General features: G+C 41.2%; 21 protein-coding genes. 5 read left to right on the top strand and 16 right to left on the bottom strand.

The window, feature by feature from the left end; all coding sequences use genetic code 11:
* Positions 1 to 12 precede the first annotated feature (12 nt).
* Positions 13 to 483 (bottom strand): thioredoxin domain-containing protein, encoded by a 471-nt coding sequence (locus BLR82_RS14855; RefSeq protein ID WP_074600261.1) that lies wholly within the window; start codon positions 481 to 483, stop codon positions 13 to 15.
* A gap of 483 nt (positions 484 to 966) precedes the next feature.
* Between BLR82_RS14855 and BLR82_RS14850 the strand changes: the two genes are divergently transcribed.
* Positions 967 to 2,223 carry a helix-turn-helix domain-containing protein gene (locus tag BLR82_RS14850; protein ID WP_074600260.1) on the top strand — a complete coding sequence of 419 codons (1,257 nt, stop codon included), beginning with the start codon at positions 967 to 969 and terminating at the stop codon, positions 2,221 to 2,223.
* A gap of 174 nt (positions 2,224 to 2,397) precedes the next feature.
* A complete protein-coding gene (locus BLR82_RS14845) occupies positions 2,398 to 2,883 on the top strand; it encodes a hypothetical protein (protein WP_074600259.1) in 486 nt (161 codons plus the stop codon).
* 99 nt (positions 2,884 to 2,982) lie between these two features.
* Here the strand turns inward: BLR82_RS14845 and BLR82_RS14840 are convergent, their stop codons facing one another.
* A complete protein-coding gene (locus tag BLR82_RS14840; protein ID WP_074600258.1) occupies positions 2,983 to 4,467 on the bottom strand; it encodes a methyl-accepting chemotaxis protein in 1,485 nt (494 codons plus the stop codon).
* Between the two features lie 189 nt (positions 4,468 to 4,656).
* Here BLR82_RS14840 and BLR82_RS14835 point away from each other — a divergent pair, with 189 nt between their 5' ends.
* Entirely contained in the window at positions 4,657 to 5,700 is a 1,044-nt protein-coding gene (locus BLR82_RS14835) for a ketopantoate reductase family protein (protein WP_074600257.1), read from the top strand.
* Between the two features lie 195 nt (positions 5,701 to 5,895).
* Here the strand turns inward: BLR82_RS14835 and BLR82_RS14830 are convergent, their stop codons facing one another.
* From BLR82_RS14830 to BLR82_RS14810, 5 genes are all read right to left on the bottom strand, one after another.
* The gene (locus tag BLR82_RS14830) at positions 5,896 to 7,869 is read right to left on the bottom strand and encodes a methyl-accepting chemotaxis protein (RefSeq protein WP_074600256.1); all 1,974 of its coding nucleotides are present in this window, start codon (positions 7,867 to 7,869) and stop codon (positions 5,896 to 5,898) included.
* Between the two features lie 319 nt (positions 7,870 to 8,188).
* Entirely contained in the window at positions 8,189 to 8,962 is a 774-nt protein-coding gene (locus BLR82_RS14825) for a DUF817 domain-containing protein (RefSeq protein WP_074600384.1), read from the bottom strand.
* An 86-nt stretch (positions 8,963 to 9,048) separates the two neighbouring features.
* A complete protein-coding gene (locus BLR82_RS14820) occupies positions 9,049 to 9,270 on the bottom strand; it encodes a helix-turn-helix domain-containing protein (RefSeq protein ID WP_074600255.1) in 222 nt (73 codons plus the stop codon).
* Positions 9,271 to 9,280: 10 nt separating this feature from the next.
* Positions 9,281 to 9,763, bottom strand: a complete 483-nt coding sequence (locus tag BLR82_RS14815; protein ID WP_074600383.1) for a DUF2975 domain-containing protein — start codon at positions 9,761 to 9,763, stop codon at positions 9,281 to 9,283.
* Between the two features lie 364 nt (positions 9,764 to 10,127).
* A complete protein-coding gene (locus tag BLR82_RS14810) occupies positions 10,128 to 10,628 on the bottom strand; it encodes a hypothetical protein (RefSeq protein WP_074600254.1) in 501 nt (166 codons plus the stop codon).
* Positions 10,629 to 10,800: 172 nt separating this feature from the next.
* Here BLR82_RS14810 and BLR82_RS14805 point away from each other — a divergent pair, with 172 nt between their 5' ends.
* The gene (locus BLR82_RS14805; RefSeq protein ID WP_074600253.1) at positions 10,801 to 11,523 is read left to right on the top strand and encodes a class I SAM-dependent methyltransferase; all 723 of its coding nucleotides are present in this window, start codon (positions 10,801 to 10,803) and stop codon (positions 11,521 to 11,523) included.
* On the opposite strand, the gene BLR82_RS14800 is transcribed toward BLR82_RS14805, so the two are convergent.
* Positions 11,520 to 11,768: a DUF3949 domain-containing protein gene (locus BLR82_RS14800; RefSeq protein WP_074600252.1), complete on the bottom strand. Its 249-nt coding sequence runs from the start codon at positions 11,766 to 11,768 to the stop codon at positions 11,520 to 11,522. The two genes, BLR82_RS14805 and BLR82_RS14800, sit on opposite strands and share 4 nt — an antisense overlap.
* Before the next feature lie 138 nt (positions 11,769 to 11,906).
* The gene (locus BLR82_RS14795; protein ID WP_074600251.1) at positions 11,907 to 12,668 is read right to left on the bottom strand and encodes an SDR family oxidoreductase; all 762 of its coding nucleotides are present in this window, start codon (positions 12,666 to 12,668) and stop codon (positions 11,907 to 11,909) included.
* 190 nt (positions 12,669 to 12,858) lie between these two features.
* Between BLR82_RS14795 and BLR82_RS14790 the strand changes: the two genes are divergently transcribed.
* Positions 12,859 to 13,470: a TetR/AcrR family transcriptional regulator gene (locus BLR82_RS14790; RefSeq protein WP_245693832.1), complete on the top strand. Its 612-nt coding sequence runs from the start codon at positions 12,859 to 12,861 to the stop codon at positions 13,468 to 13,470.
* Between the two features lie 347 nt (positions 13,471 to 13,817).
* Here the strand turns inward: BLR82_RS14790 and BLR82_RS14785 are convergent, their stop codons facing one another.
* The 7 genes from BLR82_RS14785 to BLR82_RS14755 all read right to left on the bottom strand — a co-directional run bounded on the left by BLR82_RS14785 (position 13,818) and on the right by BLR82_RS14755 (position 25,491).
* The gene (locus tag BLR82_RS14785) at positions 13,818 to 15,491 is read right to left on the bottom strand and encodes an alpha-glucosidase (RefSeq protein ID WP_074600250.1); all 1,674 of its coding nucleotides are present in this window, start codon (positions 15,489 to 15,491) and stop codon (positions 13,818 to 13,820) included.
* 14 nt (positions 15,492 to 15,505) lie between these two features.
* Positions 15,506 to 17,764 carry a glycoside hydrolase family 31 protein gene (locus BLR82_RS14780; protein ID WP_175486825.1) on the bottom strand — a complete coding sequence of 753 codons (2,259 nt, stop codon included), beginning with the start codon at positions 17,762 to 17,764 and terminating at the stop codon, positions 15,506 to 15,508.
* 4 nt (positions 17,765 to 17,768) lie between these two features.
* Positions 17,769 to 21,104: a glycoside hydrolase family 31 protein gene (locus BLR82_RS14775; RefSeq protein WP_074600248.1), complete on the bottom strand. Its 3,336-nt coding sequence runs from the start codon at positions 21,102 to 21,104 to the stop codon at positions 17,769 to 17,771.
* Positions 21,105 to 21,178: 74 nt separating this feature from the next.
* On the bottom strand, positions 21,179 to 22,447 hold the full coding sequence (locus tag BLR82_RS14770; RefSeq protein WP_074600381.1) for an ABC transporter substrate-binding protein: 1,269 nt from the start codon (positions 22,445 to 22,447) through the stop codon (positions 21,179 to 21,181).
* A gap of 40 nt (positions 22,448 to 22,487) precedes the next feature.
* A complete protein-coding gene (locus BLR82_RS14765) occupies positions 22,488 to 23,333 on the bottom strand; it encodes a carbohydrate ABC transporter permease (RefSeq protein ID WP_074600380.1) in 846 nt (281 codons plus the stop codon).
* A gap of 45 nt (positions 23,334 to 23,378) precedes the next feature.
* Positions 23,379 to 24,254, bottom strand: coding sequence for a carbohydrate ABC transporter permease (locus BLR82_RS14760; protein WP_074600247.1), 876 nt, complete (start codon positions 24,252 to 24,254; stop codon positions 23,379 to 23,381).
* A gap of 19 nt (positions 24,255 to 24,273) precedes the next feature.
* Complete coding sequence (locus tag BLR82_RS14755; RefSeq protein WP_074600246.1) at positions 24,274 to 25,491, bottom strand: ROK family protein; 1,218 nt, start codon at positions 25,489 to 25,491, stop codon at positions 24,274 to 24,276.
* Positions 25,492 to 26,069: the final 578 nt, after the last annotated feature.

Below are 26,069 nucleotides of genomic sequence, written 5' to 3'. Positions count from 1 at the left end.
GTATTCCCCTCACTACTCCTGATTGTTATAGTCTACGCCAACCCTGGATACCACTCCCTGTTCATCATAGCTAATAAAAGCAGGTGTAAAGGTGAGTTTCATTTTATTAAAATGTTCCTTATTCAACCGGTTCAACCTGATCACATCCTTGTATTTATCCACAAACCTTTCTGTTTCCCCCGAGGAAGTCTCGTTCACATACAAAGACAGGTTAGCAGGATAATAATCTGCATCCTCGATAATCTCCTCGAGCACTAAGTGACACGGCGGGCAAGAGGGAGATAAAACAACAACGCATCCCTTTTCTCCAGGCTCTGCCGGAACGGTGTCGATATAATCCGTCAGTTTTTCTCCTTCTAAGATGCTCCCTTTGAAAGAATCATGTTTTGCACTTTCCGCGTGAAGCCGTCGAAAGCTTCGCAAAATCTGTATCAGGATGATGATGGCAAACATAAACCAAGGCAACATTATTCCGTATTCCACTGGTCATCCCCCTTTAACTGAAAGAGGAGAAGGCGGCAGCCTCCTCCTGAATATTAACATCCGCAATGCTTAAATACGGGTTTTCCTCCAATTTCCACATAAGTACCTTGATAAGGGGAAGAACAGCGGTAATCACTAAGGCAGTACACCGGCACTCTTTCAGGGCCTCCAGGAGATTTTACACCAATTAATTTCGAGAATAATTTTGACATAATAACCACTCCTTCTACTATTTTTGAGAATATTCTCATAATTATCGTAGCATGACTCGTCCCAGAAAGGTATTGAGAAATAAATGTCAAGAAGCCCCCTGTTATAGAGCGCTTTCTCTTTCCTTTTTCTCAACTTCTTAGGATTGGAGAAACGCAATAACTGGAAAAAGAAGAAAATTTTATTGTATTGAGAAAGTTTTGAAAATATAATTGTGATAATAGTACTTTTTGACATTATATTTCTCAATACAATGTTTAGGAGGAACTTGTTATGATTGGAGATAAGATTAACTATTATCGAAGACAGCGCAAAATGACGCAAGAGGATTTGGCACAAGGGATATGTTCTATTTCCTATCTAAGCAAAGTTGAGAACAATAAGATGGAGCCAAGCGAGGAGATTCTCTCCCTTCTGCTAGGAAGACTGGATATTGATATCCCTCTCGAAAACAAGCAAACATTAAGAGTGCTGACGGAGGCAATCTTCCATTGGTATGAGGTTCTTCGGGAACAAGACATGAAAGCAGCAGATAATCAGTATGCCGAATTGAAGTTAAAAGTAAAAACCTCTACCAATATAGAGATTAAACTAACATTTGCAGTATTTGAATTCCGGTATTTTTTGTTGAAGCAAGATATTAAACAAGCACAAAACCTGGCTGAGTTCTTACAACAATATCAGGATGACCTCCCCCCAAAGTTGGCCTATTACTACCATTCTTTCAACAGCATTTATTTCTATCTTCAACATAACTACCAACAGGCATTAAATTTTTGTAATAAAGCAATTGATTTAGGCAATCTTATTGCAGAAAAAATAGAACCAGAGGTTTATTACCAGGCCGCCTTGATTTACAGCCGGCTTGCCAAAACGCCTCTCGCCATGTCACTGGCCGAAAAAGCACTCTATTTATTCACGGAGACAGGAAATATTAAAAAATGCATAAGCTGTCAAATTATTATCGGGGTTTGTTTGAACCGGCTGGAGCAGCCAGAAGAAGCAAGAATCAAGTTCACAAAGGCCCTTCATTTGGCTAGAGAGCTTAATATCATAACCGCCCAGGCTTATCTTTATCATAACATCGGAATATTGCATAGCAGCTTACATAATAAATCAGCGGCAATTGACTGCTTTTCAACCAGTTACGATATTAAAATTAATCATCAAATAAAAAGTTACCTGAATACTGTTTACCATCTAGCTCAAGAATTTTCCTCTATACAGGAAAACGACCGAGCCCTTGAATGGATAGCAAAAGGATTGTCCAACTGCGAGAAGTTGCCAACCGATCGCAAAGATTTCTTAATGCTTTGCATTTTAAAGTTCCAAATCCTTGGTGCTGTGGAGCAATTGGTACATTTTATCCACAATGAGGCCATTCCTTTCTTTAAAAAAAGTAAACTATGGTTGCAGGAATGTGAATGCCATGAAATTCTCGGCGATTACTATTCAAAAGTACATCATTACAAAAAATCCAGTTATTATTTTTCTGAGTCGAACAGGCTCAGGAAAATGAATACAATATAACTTCAAGGAGGATGGAATAATGAAGAAAAAATTAGTCATCTTATTTTGCACTGCGATGATGGTACTGCCGATCATGCTTATGGAAGAGGATTTGCCAGATCCAATCGTTCCCCCTTCCCAACAGGATGTTTAATAAAAAGTAACCCACATCAAGTCTGACGCTCAGGAGGTATTATGAAAAAAACACTGCTATTCTTACTGCTATCACTCACGCTGCTTGCTGCCTGCTCGAATGCAGATTCAAAAGAAAGCTATTCAGTCGAGGACGCCCTGGAGAACGGTGATGTAATCGCCCAGCATCAAGCCAACAGCTTCCAAGAAATTGCACAGGGTGCTGTCGAAGTAGAAAATGCTGACAAGCTCTTTCAACTGATGAATAATGTGGAAGAAAACAAAGAAGACGAAGTAACGATTTCGGTGTTTGATCTCGATGGGAGCCACAGCGAAAATAAGATTTCCTATAATGGAGAAACCATCACATTCGAAAATAACTATGGCAACTATGAGCAATCCCCTGCTGGTACATACGAATGCTCCTACATATCACAACGGGGCCCTATCGTCTATCTAAGTTCATGTACTGCGGAGGATGGAACAGAGCTTTCCACAATGATCGGTTTTGTCGGAACAGAGGAAGCATTTCGCGAAGCGCAAAACTAAACGTTCACCAAAAAAGGAACAGTTACGGTCCTGCCGCCGACTGTTCCTTTTTCATTCCCCTTAATATTTTTCATACTCCATAATGAAACGACCGATTTCTTACTTGTTGTTGACCATATCTTTCAACTCACCACTTAGCTTATTAATCTCTGCTACAGCGTCGTTAATCGCAGCGATCAACTCATGTTCATTTTCCAGTGTCGAAACAATCTCCTGGGTGGATGCCGCATTCTCTTCCGAGATATTTGCTACATTTTCAATTTGGGTCTGAATCTGTGCGAAGTTATCCGTTGCCGACTTGATTTCATCCATTCCTAACGAAAGCTGTTCGTTTGTCCCCTGGAAGGAATCCTTCATTTCCTCAAAAACCTGCGAGACCTCGGTTAACAGCTTTTGTCCTTCTGCTACGGCAGCCTCACCCTGGCTCGATTTCTCTTGGGCTTCCTGTGATTTATGGAAAAGCGTATTGGTTACCTCGGTAATATCCACGGTGATGTTTGCGCTTTGCTCCGCCAGCTTACGTACCTCATCTGCTACGACAGCGAATCCTTTTCCTTGCTCACCGGCCCGTGCGGACTCAATTGCAGCGTTCAATGCTAGTAGATTCGTTTGATCGGCGATTTGTTTAATGCCTTCCAACAGGGAGTTGACAGTTTCCAAGCTCGACTGCAAATCCGAAACCGTTACTGTTGTTGTCCCAATCGCTGAATTTACCGTAGTAAAGTGTTCTGTGACCTGGTTGATTTTATCCCAGCCGTCTTGCACTTTATTATTCATGACGCCCGACTGATCGGCTATCTGCTGGGAAATCGCAATCGTCTGATTGGTTTTTTGCAGTGAACTCCCCATCGATTCACTAACCATCGTAACGCTGTTCGCTTCTTCCTGGATACCGGCAGCCATTTGCTGGACCGAATCCAAGATATTATGACTGGAATCATAAATAGTAGAAATATTGGTGTTAAAATTACTTATATTGCTCTCCAACGTAGCGGTTCCTTCTTCGATCGAACGGAACGTTTCTTCCAGTTTCCCTATTAACTGCTTTGCTTCCAGTTCCTTTTCATAGGACGCATTGATCAACTCACGACCCCAGTTGGTCAACAAATACAGAGAAGCCAATACCCCATTGACCAATACAAAAACAGTGATGAATCCTTTGAAATTATCATCTACACTCAGCAACTCAGCAGAATTGAACAAATATGTCATCACTAGTCCGATGTCGACTACGATTCCGAACACAAGGATCAATTCTTTCTTAAAATAAAGTGCAATCATGGCGATCGATAATAGTAGTAAATAGTGCTTGTTCAACGCATAGCCATCTGTAAAGAAAAGTGCGATGACAACCAAGTAAGGCAGTAATGCGAAAATAAATCCTTTCCAGTATGTACGAATCGGCAAAAAGTAGTTACCCACCGATAGTAAAATAACAAGTACCCCTGCAATAATAATGCCCATGCTATCACTAAGCCCGCGCTCGATGACAATCGGGATGACTAACAGAAAAACGACAATTAACAGCAACACCAAGTTGACTTTATGTACCCGCTGCGTATTATAGCTATCATGCTGTTCCATACAATCTCCCTTTCCCCTATCAATCTGAAATTAAAGAATATTTTTCCGTAGTTTCCATCGTAATACATTTTACCCATAAAAGGAATACAATTTGATAAAATATTCCCATTTTGTTATAATTTTAATGTTTTTTACCATATTTTTTAGGTCTATTCACCTAATCATTCATACACCATGGGAGGTTTTTCAATGAGGATTGCAGTTATGGGAGCCGGGTCTTTAGGAACAATAATTGGTGCTTATTTATCAAAAGGAAAGAAGCAAGCAGTGGATTTAATCGATGTAAACCAGGAGCACGTTGATGCGTTGAATAAGTCAGGGGCAACGATAGTTGGTACAGTGGAGGAAACAATTCCCGTAACAGCCATTACCCCCGCTGAGATGAACGGTGTTTATGATTTGGTATTACTGCTTACAAAGCAGGTCTATAACGATCAAGTATTGGTAAACCTTAGGCAGTACATAAGCGAAGAAAGTATCGTTCTTTCTTTGCAAAACGGTGTGCCGGAAGAAGGACTTGCAGCGGAACTGGGGGAAAAACGCGTCGTTGGCGGTTCAGTGGAATTCGGCGCTACCTGGATCAAACCCGGGGTATCAGAGTTGACAACCGCAGCAGAATCCTTCAAAGCCAACGCTTTTCAAATCGGAGAATTGGACGGCAGCATCACGGAACGAGCGGAAAAACTGAGGGACGTCCTTAATCTTGTAGGGGGAACAGAAATCTCCACAAACCTGATCGGCACGAAATGGTCCAAGCTGTTGGTCAACGTTGCAATGAGTGGTACTTCTACCGTGTTCGGCTGTACTTACGGGGACGTGCTGGCAAATGACACGGCTGTAACCAGTGCGGTCATGCTTGCGGATGAAACTTTGGAAGCCGGACAAGCATCAGGTGTAGAATTCACCTCTATTGCAGGCATCGATGTTGCCAAGACATTTAAAATAAACAAGGACAAGAGCAACCTATCAGAGGTAATCAGCATGGCAAGAAAAGTATTTGAACCTCAGGCTCTGTTGCGGGCGAGTATGCTGCAGGACTTGGAAAAGCATCGCAAATCAGAAATTGACTATATAAATGGAGAAGTAGTCGCAAAAGGAAAAGAAACCGGGACTCCTACACCATTTAATGATCTGCTGGTCCATTGGGTCCGAAAAGCAGAGGACGAAAAATCAGTACCTGTATTTGAAGAAAGCCTTGTACCTTTCAAGCAGTTAATCGAAAAGAATATATAAAGAACTCGATAGGGGCAGGCGTGGGAACTACAGATCTGTTCCCCCAATGATTATCCATAAAAGTCACATAAAACATTCATAGGCAAAAGAAAAAAACAGCGGTCATCACCCTTGATGACCGCTGTTTTCAAATGAGAAAAAGGCCCAAATTTCCATTTGGGCCTTCCGGTCTGTTTCTCCACTCTATCCTTTTCCTTACTCTGTTTTAAACTGTTTAACCATTTCCTCTAACTCCTCTGACAATTGAGCTAATGAGTCAGCGTTCGTTGAGATATCACCAATCAAACTACTGACCTGAACAACAGATGCTGTCGTTTGTTCGATACCTGCTGCAGATTCTTCGGAAACGGAAGCAATATTTTCGATAGATGAATTTATTTGATGACTGTTTTCATTGATTTCTTCTAAGTCCCCGGTTATGTTTTCGATATTAGCAACCATTTGCTCCACCGATTGACTGATTTTTTTAAACTCTGATCCAGTTATCTCCATGACTTGAGTTCCTTCGTCAACTTGCTTGTAACCAGCTTTCAAGGATTCCGCCACACTTTTCGATCCCGATTGTACGGATTCTACAATGCCGGTGATATCAGAGATGGATGCTGATACTTGCTCAGCAAGTTTGCGCACCTCATCTGCCACCACAGCAAAACCTTTGCCATGTTCTCCTGCTCTTGCCGCTTCAATCGCAGCATTTAAAGCAAGCAAATTAGTTTGTTCTGCGATTTCTTCGATAGCACTGACTAGTCTGGATATTTCATCAGATTGCTTATCAAGCGACTCCACTTTTTGAACAGAGTCTTTTACTAAATCGTAAATACTGTTCATTTGTGTAACGGAATTTTCCATCAGTTGATTTCCATACTTGGTGATTTCAGAGACTTCATTTGATGACTGATGAATCAAGACACCATTATCTGTAGCCCGGTTGATTCTGGAAGAGAAATCCGCCATTTGTTCCGACAAGCTTGTTGACGCTTGTGCCTGTTGCTCAGATCCGGAAGCAAGTTCCTGCATTGTAGATGCCGTTTGACCGCTTCCTTCATCAATTTCGCTACTTGCTTGTTTTACCCTTGCAGACTGTTCTTTAACTACCTCGGAAAGTCTTGCTATCTTCTCAATCATTTCCCGTAAATTAGCTTGCGTGGCTGAGGCTGATTTCGACAACTGCCCCAGTTCGTCCTCTCTTTCCTCGCCTTTGACTTCATTATTCAAAAACCCATTTGCCAACCTATCCATCACGGAAGTGACTTGTTGAATAGGTTTTGTAAAGCCACTACTTAAGAAAAAAGCGATGACAGATACAATGAGAATAGTGATAAGTACAATTGCTATTACATAAAGCAATATTTTGTCATTTAAACTTTTAACAGCTGAAGCATCCTGATCTATTTTTATGATACCGATAACCTCAGACTCGGTAGGATCCTTCAAAGGCATATAATAGTGCAAAGACGAATCATTTTCCTTGAACACTTCTTCACCTGCATTTACCTTCGATAGAAGAGACGAATCACTTGACTTCTCTCCTATATTTTTTTCATTAGAGGAAACAAGTGTCTCCCCTTCTGTATTCAAGATACTAAGTTGTACTCCCTTTAACGAATCGGTGATCGATTGAATAACTTTTCCATCTAAACCCGTTTGCAGTGTGCCAATCACCTTGTCGTTGTGAACAATAGGGGCAAAAGCACGTACCGATAACCCGCTGCTGCCAAACTCGAAGCCTGCAATCGTATTTTCCTCTAACGCTTCCTGGACAGCCGGTATATCACTTTTATCATCACCGTATTTTTCTATATCGTGGCCGCGCAGCACTACTTCGCCTTCTGTATTACCAAATTCAAAAACATCCATCCGGTGTTCTGTCTGCAATCTGGTAAAAACCGGTTCAACCTCCTCTATTAATTGCTGCTGATCACCACTTCGGAACGCTTGTATTAAATTTTCATTTTCAGCATAGGATTGAGTGAGATTCAAAAGGTCTTCTGAAACATTGTTTAATTGTGCGGTAATTGATTCCTTTGAAGAGAGAATATTGTTATGAAGAATGTTTTCCAGCCCTTTATTTGCAGTAGAATACAGGATGATACTTATCAATACTAAGGGGACAAGTGAAACTAGCAACAACGAGGCAAACAGTTTTACCCTAATCGATTTTTTGAACATTATCCGGCTCCTTTGTGTTATCTTTCGATGTTTTATGTAAATCCTTTATAGAATAGCATGATTTTTCGACAAAATCCACCAAATTTTTAGTATTTTTTATGCATCCAAAAAACGAGACTTATTACTCAGATATTAATAGTTAGCAAAAGAGGAATGGTCTATTTATAATGGCCGAATCTAGTATTATAGACCTGGCGTTTAATAAGTTAAGCGAGTTCCAAGAGTAAAACCTTTATTTATACAATTTCTAAACGGACTTTGCGGATTCTCAGTATCCCGCTATGTAGCGGATGAATGGTAAAAGGGGAATTTCACATAATCATCGACCTTGTGCATTTCTCTCTTTCACTTGTTTTAATGTCGCCACTATGAGAAAACTGACAATCACTAGTAACAGCCAGGAACTCACCTTTCCCAAGTGGACGAGACTCCAGGCATCGGCTTGGTTTGGATACTCCCATGCACTAAAGAAAGTAGCGATATTCTCTGCTATCCAGATAAAAAAGCCAATCAGCACGAAAGACAGTGCCAGCGGCATCCGGTAACGCGTCCCATTGACCTCGTAGGTGACCCAGGACTGCCAAAAAACAATCACCACAAGACCTGACAAAATCCAACGAACGTCCATCCAATAGTGGTGTGTGAAAAAGTTTAGGTATATAGCAGCCGCAAGAGGAACAACGACCACATACGGGGGCCACTTAATCAGTTCCACATCCAGCCTTCTCCAGGCCTGGCAAAGATAGCTCGCGACACTTGCATACATGAACCCGCTGTACAAAGGAACTCCAAAGACTTTGGAAAACCCCTCCTCTGGGTAAGACCAGGAACCCATGTGTACCTTGAACAGTTCGAGAGCAAGACCGATAAGGTGAAACAACGTAATTACTTTTAGTTCGTCCTTCGTTTCAAGTCCAGCACGCACCATCAATACTTGCATCAAAAGACAGATGATAAGCAGCCAGTCATACCTTGGAAGCAAGGGAACCGGCATGATTTTTGTAAGAGCCAGAGACGCAAAAATCACGACCGGAAACAAACAGGACAGCGCCTGTTCCCATCCAAACCGAACCAGTTGCTTAAACGGTCTCATATCCTCTATTTTTAAGTGGTGTCTCACTTGCGCCACACCACTTTTGCCCATTTGACTCATCCCATTCCCTCCTCCTGCATACTCTCCTATTCCCTGCCATCTTCATCAGCACGGTATTCCAGTATATCTCCGGGTTGACAGTCTAAAGCCTTACAAACCGCATCCAAAGTCGATAACCGGATTGCTTTCGCCTTTCCATTCTTCAATATCGAAAGATTTGCCATCGTAATTCCGACTTTCTCTGAAAGCTCAGTAACGCTCATCTTCCTTTTCGCCAGCATGACATCAACATTGATTATAATTGCCATCCTATTCACCTCAGACCGTTAAATCGTTTTCTGATTTTATATGAATCGCTTCCTGTAAAAGCCTCTGCAAAACCGCAGCAAACACTGCAATGACAAGTGCAGCAAAAATAACGAGCATTCCAATGAGAATAATTCCAGGAGCATCATCTGCCTCCGCCATAAGATAGAAAAGGGGCATGCCCACTACATAAAAAGCACTGATTGTAACAGCACAATACGTTATCTTCTTTAATGCTTTTACGGACAGTTCCGAAAAGGCTTTGCTCTTGTCAATATAGCTTAAAAGTTTAAATGCTTGATACAGCGCAAAGTAAAAAGGAATTGCTGTTGCATATAAATCGATCCAGACAAGATATTTCAGATATGCCATCTCTGGATATAGTTCCGCTATAAAATTCCCAATTTCCGGGACGACAAAAATGCACAATGCCAGAACCGGAATACCGATTAGGATTACAGCAGTTCGCAAAAAGAGTGTTGTTCCACGTTTCATCATGAGCACCTCACCTGATTAGTATTCATCTGAATAGTATCATGTTATTTATCGAATTTCAATAAATTATTAATGATTTAAACCATTTTTTTATCTTTATTTACGTTTAAGGCATTAAAAAAGAGCATTCATCAGGAAAAGAACACTCTCAAAAACTCCGTACATTATTCTGCTTTCGCCTGGTGTTTAAGTGTTTTATCTATTGGTACAGTCAATTCCAAAAAGTCCTGGTCGATTTTGAAAAATACTTCTATTTCGACGAAGGGCACTCATTTCCCTTTCTCAGATGGATAGACTTCACACTAAATAGATATATATATATAAAAGAGACCAAGTCTTTTTACGACTTGGTCTCTTGAAAATGTCACCACATGATACTTTTTCCAGAAGTCACCTTTGCGCCCTGAAGAATATCTTCAGACCCAGGTCCCACTCCAATCTGTAAATCAAACACTTTAAACAGGGTACCATAACTGTCTTTCTCTGGTCCCTCCAGTTCATCGTAATAGAACGAAGCATTGGAAGAAAGATTTCGCACGAAGTTATCTCCCAGTTCTTTACGCTTGTCCTCGTTTAAACTGGCGTCCACCTGCAAAGTCATGGTGATTTGGTCGCCGTCAACTTCGATATAAGCGTCTTTGACTCCTTCATACCCTTCCATCGTGGAATAGGTCATGTCTTTTATTTCATCCGTTATTTCGATATCGCCCGGTTTAACATCCGTAGAATCCGCTTCTTTTTTGTCAGCAGTTTCTTCGTCTGCTTTTGACGTATCTTGGGCCGTCTTATCCGCGTCACTATCTGAACAGGCAGCGAACAGCACAGCCAATGAAATCATTAGAATGCTTAGTAATAATTTTTTCAATCTGTGTTCTCTCCTTTGATGTATGAATAAATAGCCTAAAAGATTATACCACCTTCCAAGCAGGAAAAGAAAGCACACAAGTTTAGCTTTCTTTCAAAAAAGTGAAAGAGGGGAAGTCCGCTCCCAAACCTACCGAGTATGCATAACATAACTTAATGGAATTCAAAAAAACTTGGAGGTAGCAGAAAGTGGAGAAAAATTATGCAGATTTGCTGGCAGCACTCCAAATTGGTGGGGCGGAAGCCTCAAACAAACGGAACGGATGTTAAATACGTTGGAAATAAACAAGCAATCGAACGTTCTGGATGCAGGCTGTGGAACCGGTCAGACCATCGCTTATATTGCCCAAAAGTACGGGTGCACCGTTTACGGCATCGACCAACATGAAGAAATGATCCAAGAAGCCAGAAAGCGTATCGCCGGAATTTCATCGCCTGTAAAAGTCTTCAAAGGAAATATTGAAGAACTTCCATTCGAAGAGAATAGTTTCGACCTGGTCTTGTCCGAGTCTGTGACGGCCTTCACTCAAATACAAAAGGCTTTGAAGGAATACAGGCGAGTACTGAAGCCTAACGGTACTTTAGTGATGAACGAAGTGACGAAAATTGGTTACTTGGAGCAGAATGAAGAATCAAGTTTTAAAGCGTTCTATGGATTTTCTGAATTGCTAGATGAAAAAGAATGGAAATATTTCCTCGCTTCCGCGGGATTTGACCAAGTGCGTTCGACACGCATTCCAGCATATAAAGAAGCACCTGGAGAAGTGTACCATATAGAAAAGCTGGATAAAGCATATAACGATATGTTGATGTATCATCAATTGTTAACGGAGAAATACGCTTCTAAGATAGGGGCTTGTTTATACGTATGTTATGGAAATCAATTACTTAGTTAAATCTCCTTTTTCCATTTCAACCACAGCCAGGCAATAAAATTAGCCGGAATGATAAAAATGTTTCCCTGAGCAGTTGCATGCAGCATTTCTTCCTGTATCGGCATTTTACTGAAATACTCCTGCTGGGACAGTCTTTTTCTTTTCATTTCTTCTTTCATTGCTTTTAAATAGCGGACTTGCAGGGGTACCATAACCGCTGTTACGACAACTAGAATACTGATCAGCATTAGAAATATAGTCCACATAGAAATCCCTCCATGCCTTGGTATTACTAGTATTTACGGTTTGAAGCACTTTATAGTTTCAGAGTAAATCAAAGCGATGCATAAATAAAACCCGAAACTTGAGAACCTCCATTCTCCAATTCCGGGTTTCTACGTTTATTAAAATGCAGCCGTCCAGCCTCCGTCAGCTGTAACAACTGTTCCATTAATAAAGCTTGCTTCGTCTGAAGCTAAGAACAGTGCAACCTTCGCGATTTCTTCCGGCTTGCCGGTCCGAGGCATAACATCACGGACAGATTTTGTACGCTCAAAGCCAAACTGATTCATATTCTTCATAGAGGAACCAATGTTTGTTTCTACTCCGCCGGGAGCAATGGCATTACAGCGAATGCCTTTTTCGGCATACATGAATCCTGTGTTCTTTGTCAATCCAATCACCGCATGCTTCGATGCACCATAGGTAGCCCCAGCATGTGCTCCGTTCAACCCTCCGGTGGAAGCGGTATTGATAATCACGCCAGCTTGCTTATCTAAGAAAATCGGAAGTGCTTTACGCATCGCTCGCATGACACCTTTCGTATTGACGTCGAAAATGAAATCCCATTGATCATCTTCAATGTCTCCGACAGGTTGAAATCCGTCCATGATGCCCGCGTTGTTCACCAGAATATCCAGTGTGCCGAATTCCTTCACCGCTGTATCGATCATGTTGTCTACATCTTCTTGTTTGATTACATTCACAGAAACAGCTTTTGCATTCCCGCCATTATTGGCGATTTCCTTCGCTACAGCCTCCGCCCCATCCAGGTTGATGTCAGCGACCACCACTTTGGCGCCTTCCGATGCATACAACTGGGCAATTGCTTTTCCCATTCCGGAGGCTGCTCCTGTTACGATGGCAACTTTATCCTTCAGTTTCATGCCTTCCCCTCCCTTTAATCGATTTCATTGAGATTTATTCAACAGATGTTCACTAACAAACATCTATCTATAGTATAATAAGGAGGGAGCAAGGAACACAATGATCAATGAATCCCGCAAATGTCCACTAAGTAACAAATCAAGCCATCTTGTTGAATAACCTACAGATAATGTACAGAGGAGGATTACATTGTCGTCTAACCAAAAGATCGATAAACGAATCAAGCGGACGAAAAAAGCGCTGCAGAACGCATTGATTACCTTGATGCAAAGTCACGATTTCAAAGCTATCACCATCACTGATATTGTGGAACATGCTGATTACAATCGGGGTACATTTTATAAACACTATAAATATAAAGAAGAATTGCTGGAAGATATCATCGAGGAAGTCATCAAAGACCTGGTCGACTCCTACCGCCAGCCGTATCAGCACACCGATTCCTTAACGTTCAATAGTTTGTCCGCTTCAGCCGTGAAAATTTTCGAGCATGTATACGCTCATGCTAACTTTTATCAACTGATCATCCAATCCAACGCATTGCCGGGATTTCATAAACGAATCACCAATGAATTAAAAAAACTGCCCCTCCAAGACTTGGCAGAGATAGAACCAAGCCCTGACATTGATCCGGAACTACACGCCAGCTACCAGGCCTATGCGATTTTCGGTATGATCATGGAATGGGGGGAAGGAGGATTCAAGCTAACGCCGGCTTACATGGCCGATCAGTTATTGGAAATGTTGAAGTTCAGTCCGGTGAATAGCAGGTTTAAGATACGGAGTGATTTGGAAAAATAACGCTAGCACTGTTGATTTAAAGGGATATCGAAATTTTGATAGAAAAGCTTCTAAACTAGTATTATGTATAAAAGGAGGTTTTAATATCACAAAATTACATTTTAACGTTATCTACCCAACTAATTGCCATCATTACGTGGAGGGAATATGTGCGGTTATATAAATTTGCAATCGGCGGAGTAGTTGGTACTCCTATTGGGCAAGTTCAGTTAAAAGTTGTGAAGGCACCTAATATTCTACTAGTTTTATATTTGGTTATTTTCAGTAAAACAAGTAACATTTTGAAAATTAATTTATATTAATTTGATATAACTATCACCTCCTTTTCACATTCTTACATGTATTTATTATTCTTTGTGAATGTAGTAAACAGAGCCCTCAAACGGTTGCAGTTCTCGATATTTGAAGTTATTTTCATTAGAGATCAGTGGAGATGCATTTTTGATGTTAGTCGTTATTTCTTCTTCCAACCTCTGTTCCTCATTTGAAAAATTACACAAAACAACGAGAATCCCTTCACTATTTTCTCTTTGGTACGCAAACACATTCAGGCTTTCTCTCATCAATAATTTGAACGAGCCAGAGGTTATAATATCCCATCCTTTTCTCAAACTAATTAATTTTTGGTAGTAATAAAAAATAGAATCTTTATTTTGAAGTGCCGATTCGGCATTAATAGACTTATAATTATCGTTTACAGGAAGCCACGGCGTTCCTCCCGTGAATCCCGAATTCTTCGAACCGTCCCACTGCATTGGAGTTCTCGCATTGTCTCGGCCCTTCGTATAAATTGCTTCCATTATCCTTTCATGGGACCAACCAAGTTCGGACTTTTCCTTGTACATATTCAGCGTTTCAATATCCTGATAATCGTTCAGGTCCTCAAAGTGTACATTCGTCATTCCGATCTCTTCCCCCTGATAAATGTATGGGGTTCCCTGCATCATATGCAGGCAGGTTGCAAGCATTTTCGCAGACTTCTCCCTGTATGCTCCGTCATCACCAAATCGGGAAACGATGCGGGGCTGGTCATGATTGTTCCAATACAAACTATTCCAACCGGTGCCATGAAGGGAGGTCTGCCACTTTTCAAAGTTCTCTTTCAGATCTCTCAGGTCCAGAGGCTTTATGTTCCACTTATCTCCCCCCTCTTCGTCCAGCGACATATGTTCGAACGTGAAAATCATATCCAGCTCTTGATTATCCGGATCTGTATAAACTTTCGCATCTTCCGGTTCAGCTCCTGGCATTTCTCCTACTGTCATGACGTCACGTCCCGAAAGGACTTCTCCGTGCATCTCTTGTAAAAATTCGTGGATACGAGGACCATTAACGAAATAAGGACCCGGATTCCCATATTTCTCCCCGCTCTTCATTTCCCCATCCGGATAAGCCTGGTCTTTCGATATGAAATTTATGACGTCCATGCGAAACCCGTCGATCCCTTTATCCAACCAAAAGTTCATCATGTTATAGACGTCCTTTCTCATTTTGGGATTTTCCCAGTTAAGGTCAGGCTGTTTCTCCGCGAATAAATGAAGATAATATTGATCAGTCTGTTCATCATATTTCCAAGCTGACCCGCTGAAAATTGATCCCCAGTTCGTCGGAGGTCCTCCGTCCGCTTTTCCATCTTTCCAAATGTAATAGTCACGATAAGGATTGTCCTTGCTACTCTTTGACTCTACGAACCACGGGTGTTCATCTGAGGTATGGTTCACTACCAGATCCATAACGATTTTCAAATCACGGCTATGCGCTTCTGCCAGCAACCTGTCCATATCTTCCATGGAACCGAACAACTCATCAATCATTCTATAGTTCCGTATATCGTAACCATTGTCTTCTTGCGGAGAATCATACACCGGAGACAGCCAAATTACATCAATTCCAAGTTTTTTTAAATAATCGAGTTTTTCAATGATGCCTGGGATATCTCCCACTCCATTGCCTGTCGTGTCATTGAAACTTTTCGGGTAAATCTGATATACCGTGCTCTTTTTCCACCATGCCGTCGTCATATCAACCATCCTTTTTACTTTCCGATTATTTTTATATCTGACACTACTAAATTCGATTCAAAATCACCTTGTTTGTTAGTCTTCATTTCCCCATATGATGAGAGAACAACATCTGTTAATACATACTCTCCCTTTTGGTAATTATAAGTGACGTGATCATCTTCATATAATTGCCCTCTCATATCTCTATCCCCGTTAGAGAAAGCGATGAGCCTAACGCGCTGTTGTTCTTTCGTATTTCTCACCTCATCACCAACAGGTAGAACCGTACCTGCTTTAACAAAGACTGGAATGGTTTCTAAATCGGCATACACAAGGTGATATTTATCGCCATCGATTTCTTCTCCGCTCCACCAGTCGAACCAAGTTCCTTCCGGGAAGTAAACGGAGCGATGTGTCTGGCCCGGGCGAAGCATTGGCGCCACCATCACATCTCTTCCTAATAGAAACTGATCGCTAATATCAATTGCCTCTTTATCCTCTGGGTACTCCATTATTAACGGTCTGACTACTGGTACTCCGCTTTTCTCTGCTTCATGAAACAACGTATAAAGATAAGGGATGAACTGATACCTTAGCTGGATGAACTTTTTGACGATCCTCATCGTTTCTTCATTGAACGCCCACGGCTCCTGGTAAATAGAATCCTGTACACTATGATTTCTAAAATAAGGAAGAAAGGCTCCCACTTGTGTCCAACGAACCAGCAGCTCAGGAGTGCAATCGGATGCAAAACCTCCGACGTCAGCGCCACTGAAAGCTACTCCAGACATTCCAAGATTCATAATCATCGGAAGAGACATTTCTAAATGCTCCCAATGACTACGGTTATCTCCAGTCCATACTGCCGAATACCGCTGTACACCTGCATAGCCGGCGCGCGTCAGGGAGAAAGGCCGTGTATTGGGGATAAGTTCTTTTAACCCTTCAAATGTAGCTTTGCTCATGTACAAACCATAGAGATTATGTCCCTCCCGATGACTGATAAGCTTCCCGTCCTGATTATGCATCACGTCAAGGTCCATCGTTTTACTCTCATTAAAAACAGAGGGTTCGTTCATATCATTCCAAATACCCCGTACCCCTTTTTCTGTATAGAACCCATGAAGGTGTCCCCACCATTTTTGCACTCTCGATTGAAAAAAGTCGGGAAATGCGCTAATGCCTGGCCACACCGCTCCACAATAGATGCTTCCGTCTATATACGTACTGAAGAATTTTTCAGAAACACCTTCACGATACACAGGGTATTCCACATCCTTCTTGACTCCTGGGTCTACGATAGGAACAACATCAATACCGCGTTCATTCAGTTCTTTGATAAGGTTATCTGCATTAGGGAAACGGTCTTTGTCGAAAGTAAAAACCCTATAATCATTCATGTAGTGAATATCTAAATAAATACAATCGAGAGGGATCTCGTATTTTTCAAAAGCCGCAGCTACCTCTCGTACTTCATCTTCGGAACGATAGCTGTAACGGGACTGATGATATCCCAAGGACCATTGAGGAGGCAGTGGTGTCGTGCCTGTTATTGTTGTATAACCTCGAATTGTATCTTTGATATCCTCTCCAAGAATGATGTAAGTGTTTAATGGACCTCCTTCTGCAGAGATCCTCACTCTATCCTTGAATGTTTGCATATCGAATCCTGTACGGTGAGAGTTGTCCAGAAATACACCGGTCGTCGTTTCTCCAGGATCATGGATCAGTGCAAATGGGATCGATTGATACAGTTCGACCGTATCCTTGTTGTGAGGGGTAAATACATCTGTATTCCAGTTCGTAATTTTCTCTCCGTTTTTATTGAGGAACCCACTCTTCTCTCCCAATCCGTATACAGGAGTTTTGGCATCTTTTTCGAATGTACCAAACACCTTCTTATCTTTATTGAAAGATACCCCAGATATCTGAAACGCTGTTTTTCCATTTCTTTGAGCTGTAATAGATAAACGCTTCTTTTTGATAGTCACTTGCAGATTTTTGTAGGTCAAGAAAAATTCTGCATCAGATTCAGAGAAATCTGCATCTTTGACAGGTTCATCCTCTACGACTGCCAGCGTGCTGTCTGCGGAAACTTTCTCAAAAGGATGAACACTGAATCGGAGTATCTGGTCATTAAGAAGATAAAGGAAGAATGTACCTTCGGTTAACGTTCCTTCTACTACTTTCCCATTCCATTTTACCGATTCTACAGCACCAACCTCATGTACCTGTTCCTCAGTCCCTCCTTCTTCTGAAGGCAGGATGGCATAACTCGTATGTTCAAGCAATGGTTCACCCCTCCCCTTCTTGCATGACGCGTACTTCCTTGTCATTACCTATAACTTCAATCATCAGGTCATTTATTTCAGTATCCGCCTTCACCGTTACTTCCTCTTCAGATACGTCTACAGAAAGTTCTATCGTATGCCCGAGATGATCTGTCAGCGTTTGATGAAAGGATGCATCACAATAAACTCGACACAATGGTTGCTTATATGAAGATAAGTCATTACCCACAGCACTTCCAAGGCCTTCTGAGGGAGAAACGTTCAAAAGTATTGCTCTGTTCATACGCATGAAGACTGGAATATCATTCACCTTTGCCGTGCAAGTTATATAAGCAGGCCCTTCATGAGTCTCTTCTGTCCATAGGTTCACCCATTTCCCTTCCGGAAGATAGACCTGCCGCTCAATATGATTTTCCTCAATAATAGGAGCCACAAGCATTGATTCACCGAATAAATACTCATCATACATACCCGCCACTCGTTGATCTTCCGGGAAATCAAGCATAAGCGCTCTCATTAACGGCTCCCCTGTTTGGCAGGCTTTCTCAGACTCCTGATATATATAAGGCATCAAATTCATGCGCACATTAGCAAAAAATCGATATACATCAATAACCCGGTCATCCCCTGTTCGGGAAGCGATATTCCATGGGGTACGGTCCTGACTGAACTCTGCCTTACTCTCCGCGTGATATTGCATAATCGGACAAAAAGCTGCCATCGAAGAAGAACGCATGAATAGCTCTGCCGTAGGGATATCTCCGTTAAATCCTGCCAAGTCCCATCCCCAGAAGACAATGCCTGCCAGACCAGCATTCAAACCGGCTACAAGCGATCTCTTAAATGCATCAAATGTAGACCGTTCATCCCCGGCCCAGTGCGCAGGGAAATTTTGTGCGCCAGTATAGCCTGCACGGCTGAACGTGATGCCATCGTTTTGTTGTGCAAAGTCGTAATAAGCCTGAATGTAATCGTTGGGATACTGATTTCGCATTTCACTTCCCGTCTGGCCGTTCGCAAACTGCAGGTTCTTACCGAAAACGAATTCTCCTCCATCTGTTTTAAATCCATCAACTCCTATATCCAAAAGGTACTGGCGTTTCTGAAACCACCATTCACTCCCTTCCTTGTGACTGAAATCCATGATCAGGCTATTTGTAAACCAGTTCTCAGGAATTCTGTAAGGAGTGCCGTCTTCGTGCTTAACCACATACCCTTCTTCAATCATGTATGCCTCATCCTGATCTTTTAGCGGATGCATTTGTTTATTTAAGTATTTTTGAATCGGAATCTGCCATAAGATGAGTTTCAGATTTTCCTCGTGTATATGTTCTACCAGCCCCTTCGGATCCGGCCAGCGCCCCCAGGAAGGGAACTCCATTTCTTCATAACTGTGAACGTATCCCGGTTCCTTCAACTCATAGGTGGCGTCATTGAACATATAATACGTCGCTTCATCACTCCATTGTTCCAATACGATAACTGTAGCGGGGATATCATGTTTATTCGTCGCTTCGATTTCGTTCTCTACAATAGATTGACGATCCCAGTTATTACTGGACATCCAGGGGCCGAGCGCCCAAGCGGGAACCATCGCAGGCTTTCCCGTATCTTTCGTAAATTGCTGTACTTGTTGTTTATAATTACCAAAATAAAAATGGACAGTCGTTTCCTGAACGTCGTTATTTTGTTCGAACGTCCACGTCGTCTTATCTTTCAAAGATGCTGCCAGATCAAACAATGTGTACATTGCAGTATCCACATAACACCCATATCCTCTGTTAGTCATATAAAACGGAATAGGGATATACGTCCTTGTCCCCTGGTCTCTGTATTGGTTATATACATAGCAGTCAATTATCTCACCGCGTTGTTCAATAGAATTGTATCGTTCGCCGAACCCATAAAATTTTTCGTTTTCAGGCGTGTACCAGTGGACCTGAAATTCGTGGACTATCCCATCTATGTCCTCTTTCCATTCAAATGTCGGCAATAGTGAATGAGTACGAAGAATCTCTTGTTCCTTGTAAAACAATGCGATTTCGGCATTTTCAGCGTGTACTCTAAGCTGATAATCTCCTCGAAAAATAGAAGTTTCCTCATCTTTAGAAGCATCTATTTTATTACCATACTGACGAATACTCATATCCATACCATCGTCATGCATAATAAAAGTTAGGATATGCCCTTCACCGAAGCAAAGTTCCAGCATATCTTCTGTTTTATTCGTCACTTTGAAAGAGTTCGCATACTTCTTTTGCCTTGTATAGAGGGGATACGTATCAGAAGTAAGATTTCCCCCCTCTTTAAATGTCACATGAAAACTATAAGAGTATTCCCCATGATCCGGTAATGGAGAAAGCTTTCCCTGATAAATAAGTGTTTCGTCCTTCTTTTTCGACTGAAGCTCAAGAGAAGCTTTCCAGTCCTGATTCTTGTTTTGAATATGGACTTCTACACCCTCAATTTCCTTTTCACTGACTACCTGACAAGCTATATGAACATAATCTTCGGTCGTAGGGTAGTGAGGAAATCTCTCTGTCAGCTGTGGCAAGTACACATTCTCATTACCCAAAGGATCATGGATGATCTTTTCTCCTTCTCCAAACTGAGAGGCATAATAATCAAATAGAGAAAGAACAATTTCGCCCAGCTCATCTTCCTCCATGTGGGCTCGTGCTAAATGAGAGTAATGAAACGCGTTTTCTTTATCGGATTTTTCAAGAAAGTAAAGGGCCATCAAAGCTGTTGCAGATTTTGAAGTATGGTCAGCCCCTCGATAAGGAAGCATCCCACTCTCTTCTTCCAGATGCAGTACCATTTTGTTGGTAGCTTCTACGATAATCAGGTCTTCCGGAGAGAACAATCCGTAAGGCATGACGGCAAGCGTTTGATCTACAGAAATTCCTCTTGTTTCTTTTCCATTTAAAGCCGTGCCTCCGGAAAGTAATTCATTGAATACAAAATCACGAATCTCTGTCATCACTTTCTGCAGGGACATCGCCTGTCGGTTATTCTTCGTTTCGGTCAATGCTGCGTATACCATAGAAACGTTGGAAAGATAGATATCTTTTTCGTTCCCCCATAAATCAATGTTCGGCTTCTTCCACTCCTCAGCCAAATAGGCAATATGAGGCTTATAGTCGATACCTGTGATTTCTTCATTATTTGGTTCCAGATGGACTTGTTTCTGTAGAAGCCATACCCATGTCGCTATGGTATATAAAGGATCTTTTTCTACATCCGGCTGATAGTCTTTGATTGTTTCTTCGACCTTCGCATGTTCTCCTCGCAATTGATCAACATGAGCCCGAAATAACTGTATATAAGTCTTATCCACGGTTATCACCCCTTCATGAAAAAGGATATATGTGTACGTGCTTCACATATATCCTTCTCCTTTCATACAATTAATTAGTTCAAAATATTTTCGTATTCGGATTGTAGTGTCTTAATGACTTCTTCCGTTGACTTGCTTCCGTTTAAGGCTTTTTCGAATTCCTGGTTCGTCACATCATTGATTTGACTCCAGTTCTTCACTACTGGCGGAAGTACCAACGTGTCCAGTGCATTGAATACAGCTTCACGATTTTCCGGAGGAGTCTGCTCAAGGTAAGGTTGAAGTACTTCATCGTTGTTTACAGCTGGCAGATCCCAGGAATTTTCTACGCGCAGTTCAGCTACCTGATCACTGGCACTCATGAATCGAGCAAATTTATAAGCAGCTTCTTTTTTATCCGTATCGGCGGAAACAGCCAGACCATTTGCAAAGAAGTGGTGAGCTTTTTGCGTGTTTCCTGCTTCCAAAGCTACATCCCATTCAAAAGATGCGTCTTTAAATGCGTCAAACATCCAAATACCTGTGTGAACAATACCAAGCTGTCCATTCATGAATAAATCAGCTGGAGCCTGACCGGACATTTCTGCCGGAGATGGAGTTACGCCTGATTCCGTCACTTTATCAACCATATAATTCATAGCTTCCAAGTTTTCTTGTGTATCTACAGTAGGCTCCCCATTTTCATTGAAGAGTTGCCCCCCGTTTTGTGCAGCAATTTTAAAGTACTCATTCATTGTTGCTGGAGCATAAGTACCCCATACATTATTCTCTTCGTTTGTGATTTTCTCAGCTGCAGCCAACTCGTCTTCCCACGTCCAGTCAGCTGTTGGATAATCGACACCTGCTTCGTCAAACAAGTCTTTGTTGTAGAAAGTTAAAACGTTCGAAAAGCTCTCTACCATTCCATACTGTTTCCCCTCATATTGGTAAGCTTCAAATGCTTCCTGATTCAATTGAGAAGGATCGAAATCCTCGTCTTCTTCAATGAATCCGGAAAGGTCAGCTAAGGTACCTTTTGAAGCGTATTGAACGAAGTTTTCATAGTTCAATTCAAATACATCCGGAGCGTTCCCGCCAGCCAGTCGCGTTTGCAACTTCGTGAAGTAATCATCATAAGCAGCTAATTCTGTATTTACTTTGATATTCGGGTTCTCTTCCTCAAAGGCCGTTACAATATCAGCCAGTACGTCTTCATAGTTAGGTGCAGCAGAAAAGCTGTAATAAGTTATTTCCGTAGTGCCATTGCCGTCCCCGCCTTCTCCACTTCCATCACTTTCTCCTTCTGAGGAACAACCAACCAAACTAATAACAGCAACCAAGAAAAACAAAGATAAAAGCCACATTATTTTCATGTCATTCTCTCCCCTTTTAATAAAATTGAATTTATTCTTTCATTCCGCTCATGGTCATGCCTTGGATGAAATATTTCTGAGCAAAAAGATAGACAATTAAAATCGGTAGTACACTAATAACAACACCAGCCATCATCAATCCCCAGTCTGTAGCCCAACGCCCCTGGAGCAGGGACAGACCTAGCGGTAGAGTAGCTAACTCCTGGTTACTGATTACGATCAATGGCCACAGGAAGTTGTTCCAGGATTGCATGAACGTGAAAATTCCCAGAGCGGCCAACATCGGTTTGATCAATGGAAGGCACACGCGATAAAAGACTTGAAAGTGATTTGCGCCATCCATGAATGCTGCCTCTTCCAACTCTCTTGGGATTCCTAACATCGCTTGCCTCATAAGGAAAGTTCCAAACACCGCAAACATGGTAGGAATGATTAGTCCAGGATACGAATCCAGCCAGCCAAACTGTTTAATCAAAATGAACTGTGGAATCATCGTGACCTGCGTCGGCACCATCATTGTGGCAAGATACAAAAGGAATAATTTATCTCTTCCTCGGAATTGCATGCGTGCAAAAGCATAAGCCGCCATGGAACTGAAAATCATTTGTCCGATGGTCGTGAGCACTGCAACAACGATAGAGTTCCATAAAAAGCGCATCATAGGAAATTGTTGCGTAACTCTTTCGTAATTTTGAGTAGTAGGCTCGTTTGGCACAAATTTCGGAGGTAAAACCATTGTCGCTCCATCCGGTTTCAAAGATGTAGAAACCATCCAGAGAAAAGGAATGAGCATGATGGAAGCGCCTCCAATTAATAATAAATAAAAAAGGATTTTGTTAATGATTGGACGGCGTTTCTTTGATTTTTTTGACTTTATGTTCTGATAAACTAACGCTTTACTCGAATTCTCCATAGCCATATATCAATTTACCTCCCTGTCTTGAACTTTCATTTGAATCCATGTGAAGAGGAAAATGACTAGAAACAACACCCAGCTCATGGCAGAAGCATAGCCCATTTCAAAGTAACGGAAAGCATGGTTGTAAATATTCTGTACCATTACTTCTGTGGATCCACCTGGTCCTCCACCTGTCATAATCATGACCTGGTCGAAAACCTGAAAAGAGTTAATCAGAGAAATGATTGTCACAAAGAATGTTGTCGGTGCCAGCAGTGGAATCGTGATGTTCCACAGTTTCCTCGCATTTCCTGCGCCATCAATTGAAGCCGCTTCATAAAAAGAGGGTGATATGTTCTGTAAACCACCTAGGAACAATACCATTACGAAACCTATATCTTTCCATGCACTGGCCAAGATGATACCTATCATTGCTGTGTTAGGGTCACTTAGCCACTGTGGACCATCAACACCTATAATCGATAAAGCGTAATTTATAAGACCATATTCCGGGTTGTAGAGCCACTTCCATACAAGGGAAACCGCTACCCAACTTGTAATGACCGGCAAGAAGAACGTAGCCCTGAAAAATGCCCGAAATTTCATTTGTTTATTTAATAACAATGCACAAGCTAAACCAAAAATCAAAACCAGTGGGATATAACCAAGGATAAAGAAAATAGTATTTCGAAAGGAAACCCAAAAATCAGGGTCCTGCGCTAAACGTATGTAGTTTTCAAAACCCGTAAATTGCATCTCTCCAAGTAGATCCCAATCTGTGAAACTGATAATCAACGAAGAAACAATCGGAGCTCCTATAAATGTTAGAAAACCAAGCAGATTGGGTAGAAGAAAGATACAAAGCCAAATGAATGTTTTTTTCCTTGTCATTCCTACCATGCATCCCTACCTCCTTCGCTTATATACTTTGTTTCTTTTGTTCATAAATCGGCTCTTGGAAAAGTTGGCTTATTGCTAATAGGGCTCCTCCGGTGAACCAGGAATCGTCTTTCAATTGAGAAAAAACAATATCTGTATCAATGCTTACTTTCTCGAAGAAATTGTCGTTAGCAATAGCAAGAACCTCTTTTTCAAACAGATGTTTGTATTTCACACCCTCCCCGACAATGATAATCTTCTCAGGGTTTAACGTATTGATAAGGTTTCTAAGTCCATACCCGAGGTGTGTGCCCATTTCCTTCATGAGGGACTGAGCGAACACATCGTCTTCCGCGGCTGCTTTTGCTACTGCCGAGAAATGATGGTCCTCTTCTTCATACGCTGAATCTTCCTTTGATTTTTCTTTATATCTATTTTCGAAATAGAACTCTGAAGCGTACATTTCGAGACATCCTTCTTGCCCGCAGTGACAAGAATACCCCCCCATGACGAGATTCGTATGCCCGAATTCTCCAGCGCTACCTACGGCTCCATAATAGATTTTCCGATCAATAACAATAGACAACCCTAAGCCGGCTCCAATCGAAACAACTAAAAAGTTATTGTCTTTCTGACCTTCTCCCTTTTCTAGCTCAGCTAACGTATATCCATTAATGTTATTATCCACAAACACTGGAACTGTGGGAAACCTTTCTTTAATCATCTCTGTGATAGGAACATTCTCCCACCCCAACATGGAGGCTCGAATGATTTCCCCTTCATGGCGATTCACAAGTCCAGAAGACAAAACCCCGATTCCCAAAAGACTGGATAAATCCTTATTCCTTTCGGAGAAAATCATTTTCACTTCTCTCTCAATTAAAGAAACAATTTTCTCAGGTGTTGTGTGCTTTTCAAATGGAACGTACGTTTTTAAAAGAATACCTCCCTCCATATCTGTAAGTGCTATCAAAATTTGGACTTCCTCAATTTTGATACTGACAATATACCCATGATTTTCATTGAACTTTAAAAGTTTAGCCTTTCTCCCCCCTGTCGAGGAAGCTTCTCCGACTTCATAAATAAGGTTTTGAGCTTTCAACTCATCCATGATATAAGAAAGCGTTGAAACCCCTAATTCACATTGCCGTGAGATTTCCGCTCTACTAACCGGTTGCTGGTGACGAATAATATTTAAAACCTTGAATCTATTAATTTCTTTGATAAGTTCCTTGCTTCCAGTTCTTAAAGCTTTCATATAATCACCTCAATTATCTAACTTACTTCTTTCATTGAACGAATTAAGTATATCTAAACTATACATTAATGTTAATTATATGACAACTATATTTTTGATTTTTAAGAATTTTCTTTTTGGTATGATATTATTTAAATAAAGGAAGATACCATTTATATTTCTATGGCACCTTTCTTTTAATTATTATCCTATTGCTCTACATTAACCAAGAAATGCCATAATAACACCATCCACCAGCCCTATAATTTACTTACTAATTCATCTTTCATTTTTCTTCCTCCTCCCTTATACATTCCTCAATGTTTCCTTGACAGCTAGCGAGTTCTCTTTTCTAATACGATTATTAAAAAAATTTTTTAATTAAACTACTATTTGTTACTTCAATCAGCATTTCATTTTTTTTCGAACATCTTCTAAGTATTTAGTTACTAAACTTGAGAAATAGTAATCAAAATCCCTCTAAACTGCGAAAAATCATTTAGTTGATCGTGTTTCAATAAGGTTAATAACTTGTCATAATCCTTTTCCTTCATGCATCTATTAATTGATTCTTCCAAAAAGTTATTCCGCTTAACTCC

This window comes from Sediminibacillus halophilus, from assembly GCF_900103695.1.
GTDB classification, from domain to species: Bacteria; Bacillota; Bacilli; order Bacillales; family Amphibacillaceae; genus Sediminibacillus; species Sediminibacillus halophilus.
The sequence above is the reverse complement of the archived record's forward strand: the minus strand, read 5'-3'. Positions and strand labels throughout refer to the sequence as shown.

Bases quoted from the DNA above. Each gene is read 5' to 3' on its own strand.
- BLR82_RS14820 (WP_074600255.1), bottom strand. From the start codon at position 9,270: ATGGCAATTATAATCAATGTTGATGTCATGCTGGCGAAAAGGAAGATG.
- BLR82_RS14850 (WP_074600260.1), top strand. From the start codon at position 967: ATGATTGGAGATAAGATTAACTATTATCGAAGACAGCGCAAAATGACG.
- BLR82_RS14770 (WP_074600381.1), bottom strand. From the start codon at position 22,447: ATGTGGCTTTTATCTTTGTTTTTCTTGGTTGCTGTTATTAGTTTGGTT.
- BLR82_RS14785 (WP_074600250.1), bottom strand. From the start codon at position 15,491: ATGACGACGGCATGGTGGAAAAAGAGCACGGTATATCAGATTTACCCG.
- BLR82_RS14800 (WP_074600252.1), bottom strand. From the start codon at position 11,768: ATGTGGACTATATTTCTAATGCTGATCAGTATTCTAGTTGTCGTAACA.
- BLR82_RS14760 (WP_074600247.1), bottom strand. From the start codon at position 24,254: ATGGTAGGAATGACAAGGAAAAAAACATTCATTTGGCTTTGTATCTTT.
- BLR82_RS14845 (WP_074600259.1), top strand. From the start codon at position 2,398: ATGAAAAAAACACTGCTATTCTTACTGCTATCACTCACGCTGCTTGCT.
- BLR82_RS14755 (WP_074600246.1), bottom strand. From the start codon at position 25,491: ATGAAAGCTTTAAGAACTGGAAGCAAGGAACTTATCAAAGAAATTAAT.
- BLR82_RS14795 (WP_074600251.1), bottom strand. From the start codon at position 12,668: ATGAAACTGAAGGATAAAGTTGCCATCGTAACAGGAGCAGCCTCCGGA.
- BLR82_RS14830 (WP_074600256.1), bottom strand. From the start codon at position 7,869: ATGTTCAAAAAATCGATTAGGGTAAAACTGTTTGCCTCGTTGTTGCTA.
- BLR82_RS14825 (WP_074600384.1), bottom strand. From the start codon at position 8,962: ATGAGACCGTTTAAGCAACTGGTTCGGTTTGGATGGGAACAGGCGCTG.
- BLR82_RS14835 (WP_074600257.1), top strand. From the start codon at position 4,657: ATGAGGATTGCAGTTATGGGAGCCGGGTCTTTAGGAACAATAATTGGT.
- BLR82_RS14815 (WP_074600383.1), bottom strand. From the start codon at position 9,763: ATGAAACGTGGAACAACACTCTTTTTGCGAACTGCTGTAATCCTAATC.
- BLR82_RS14840 (WP_074600258.1), bottom strand. From the start codon at position 4,467: ATGGAACAGCATGATAGCTATAATACGCAGCGGGTACATAAAGTCAAC.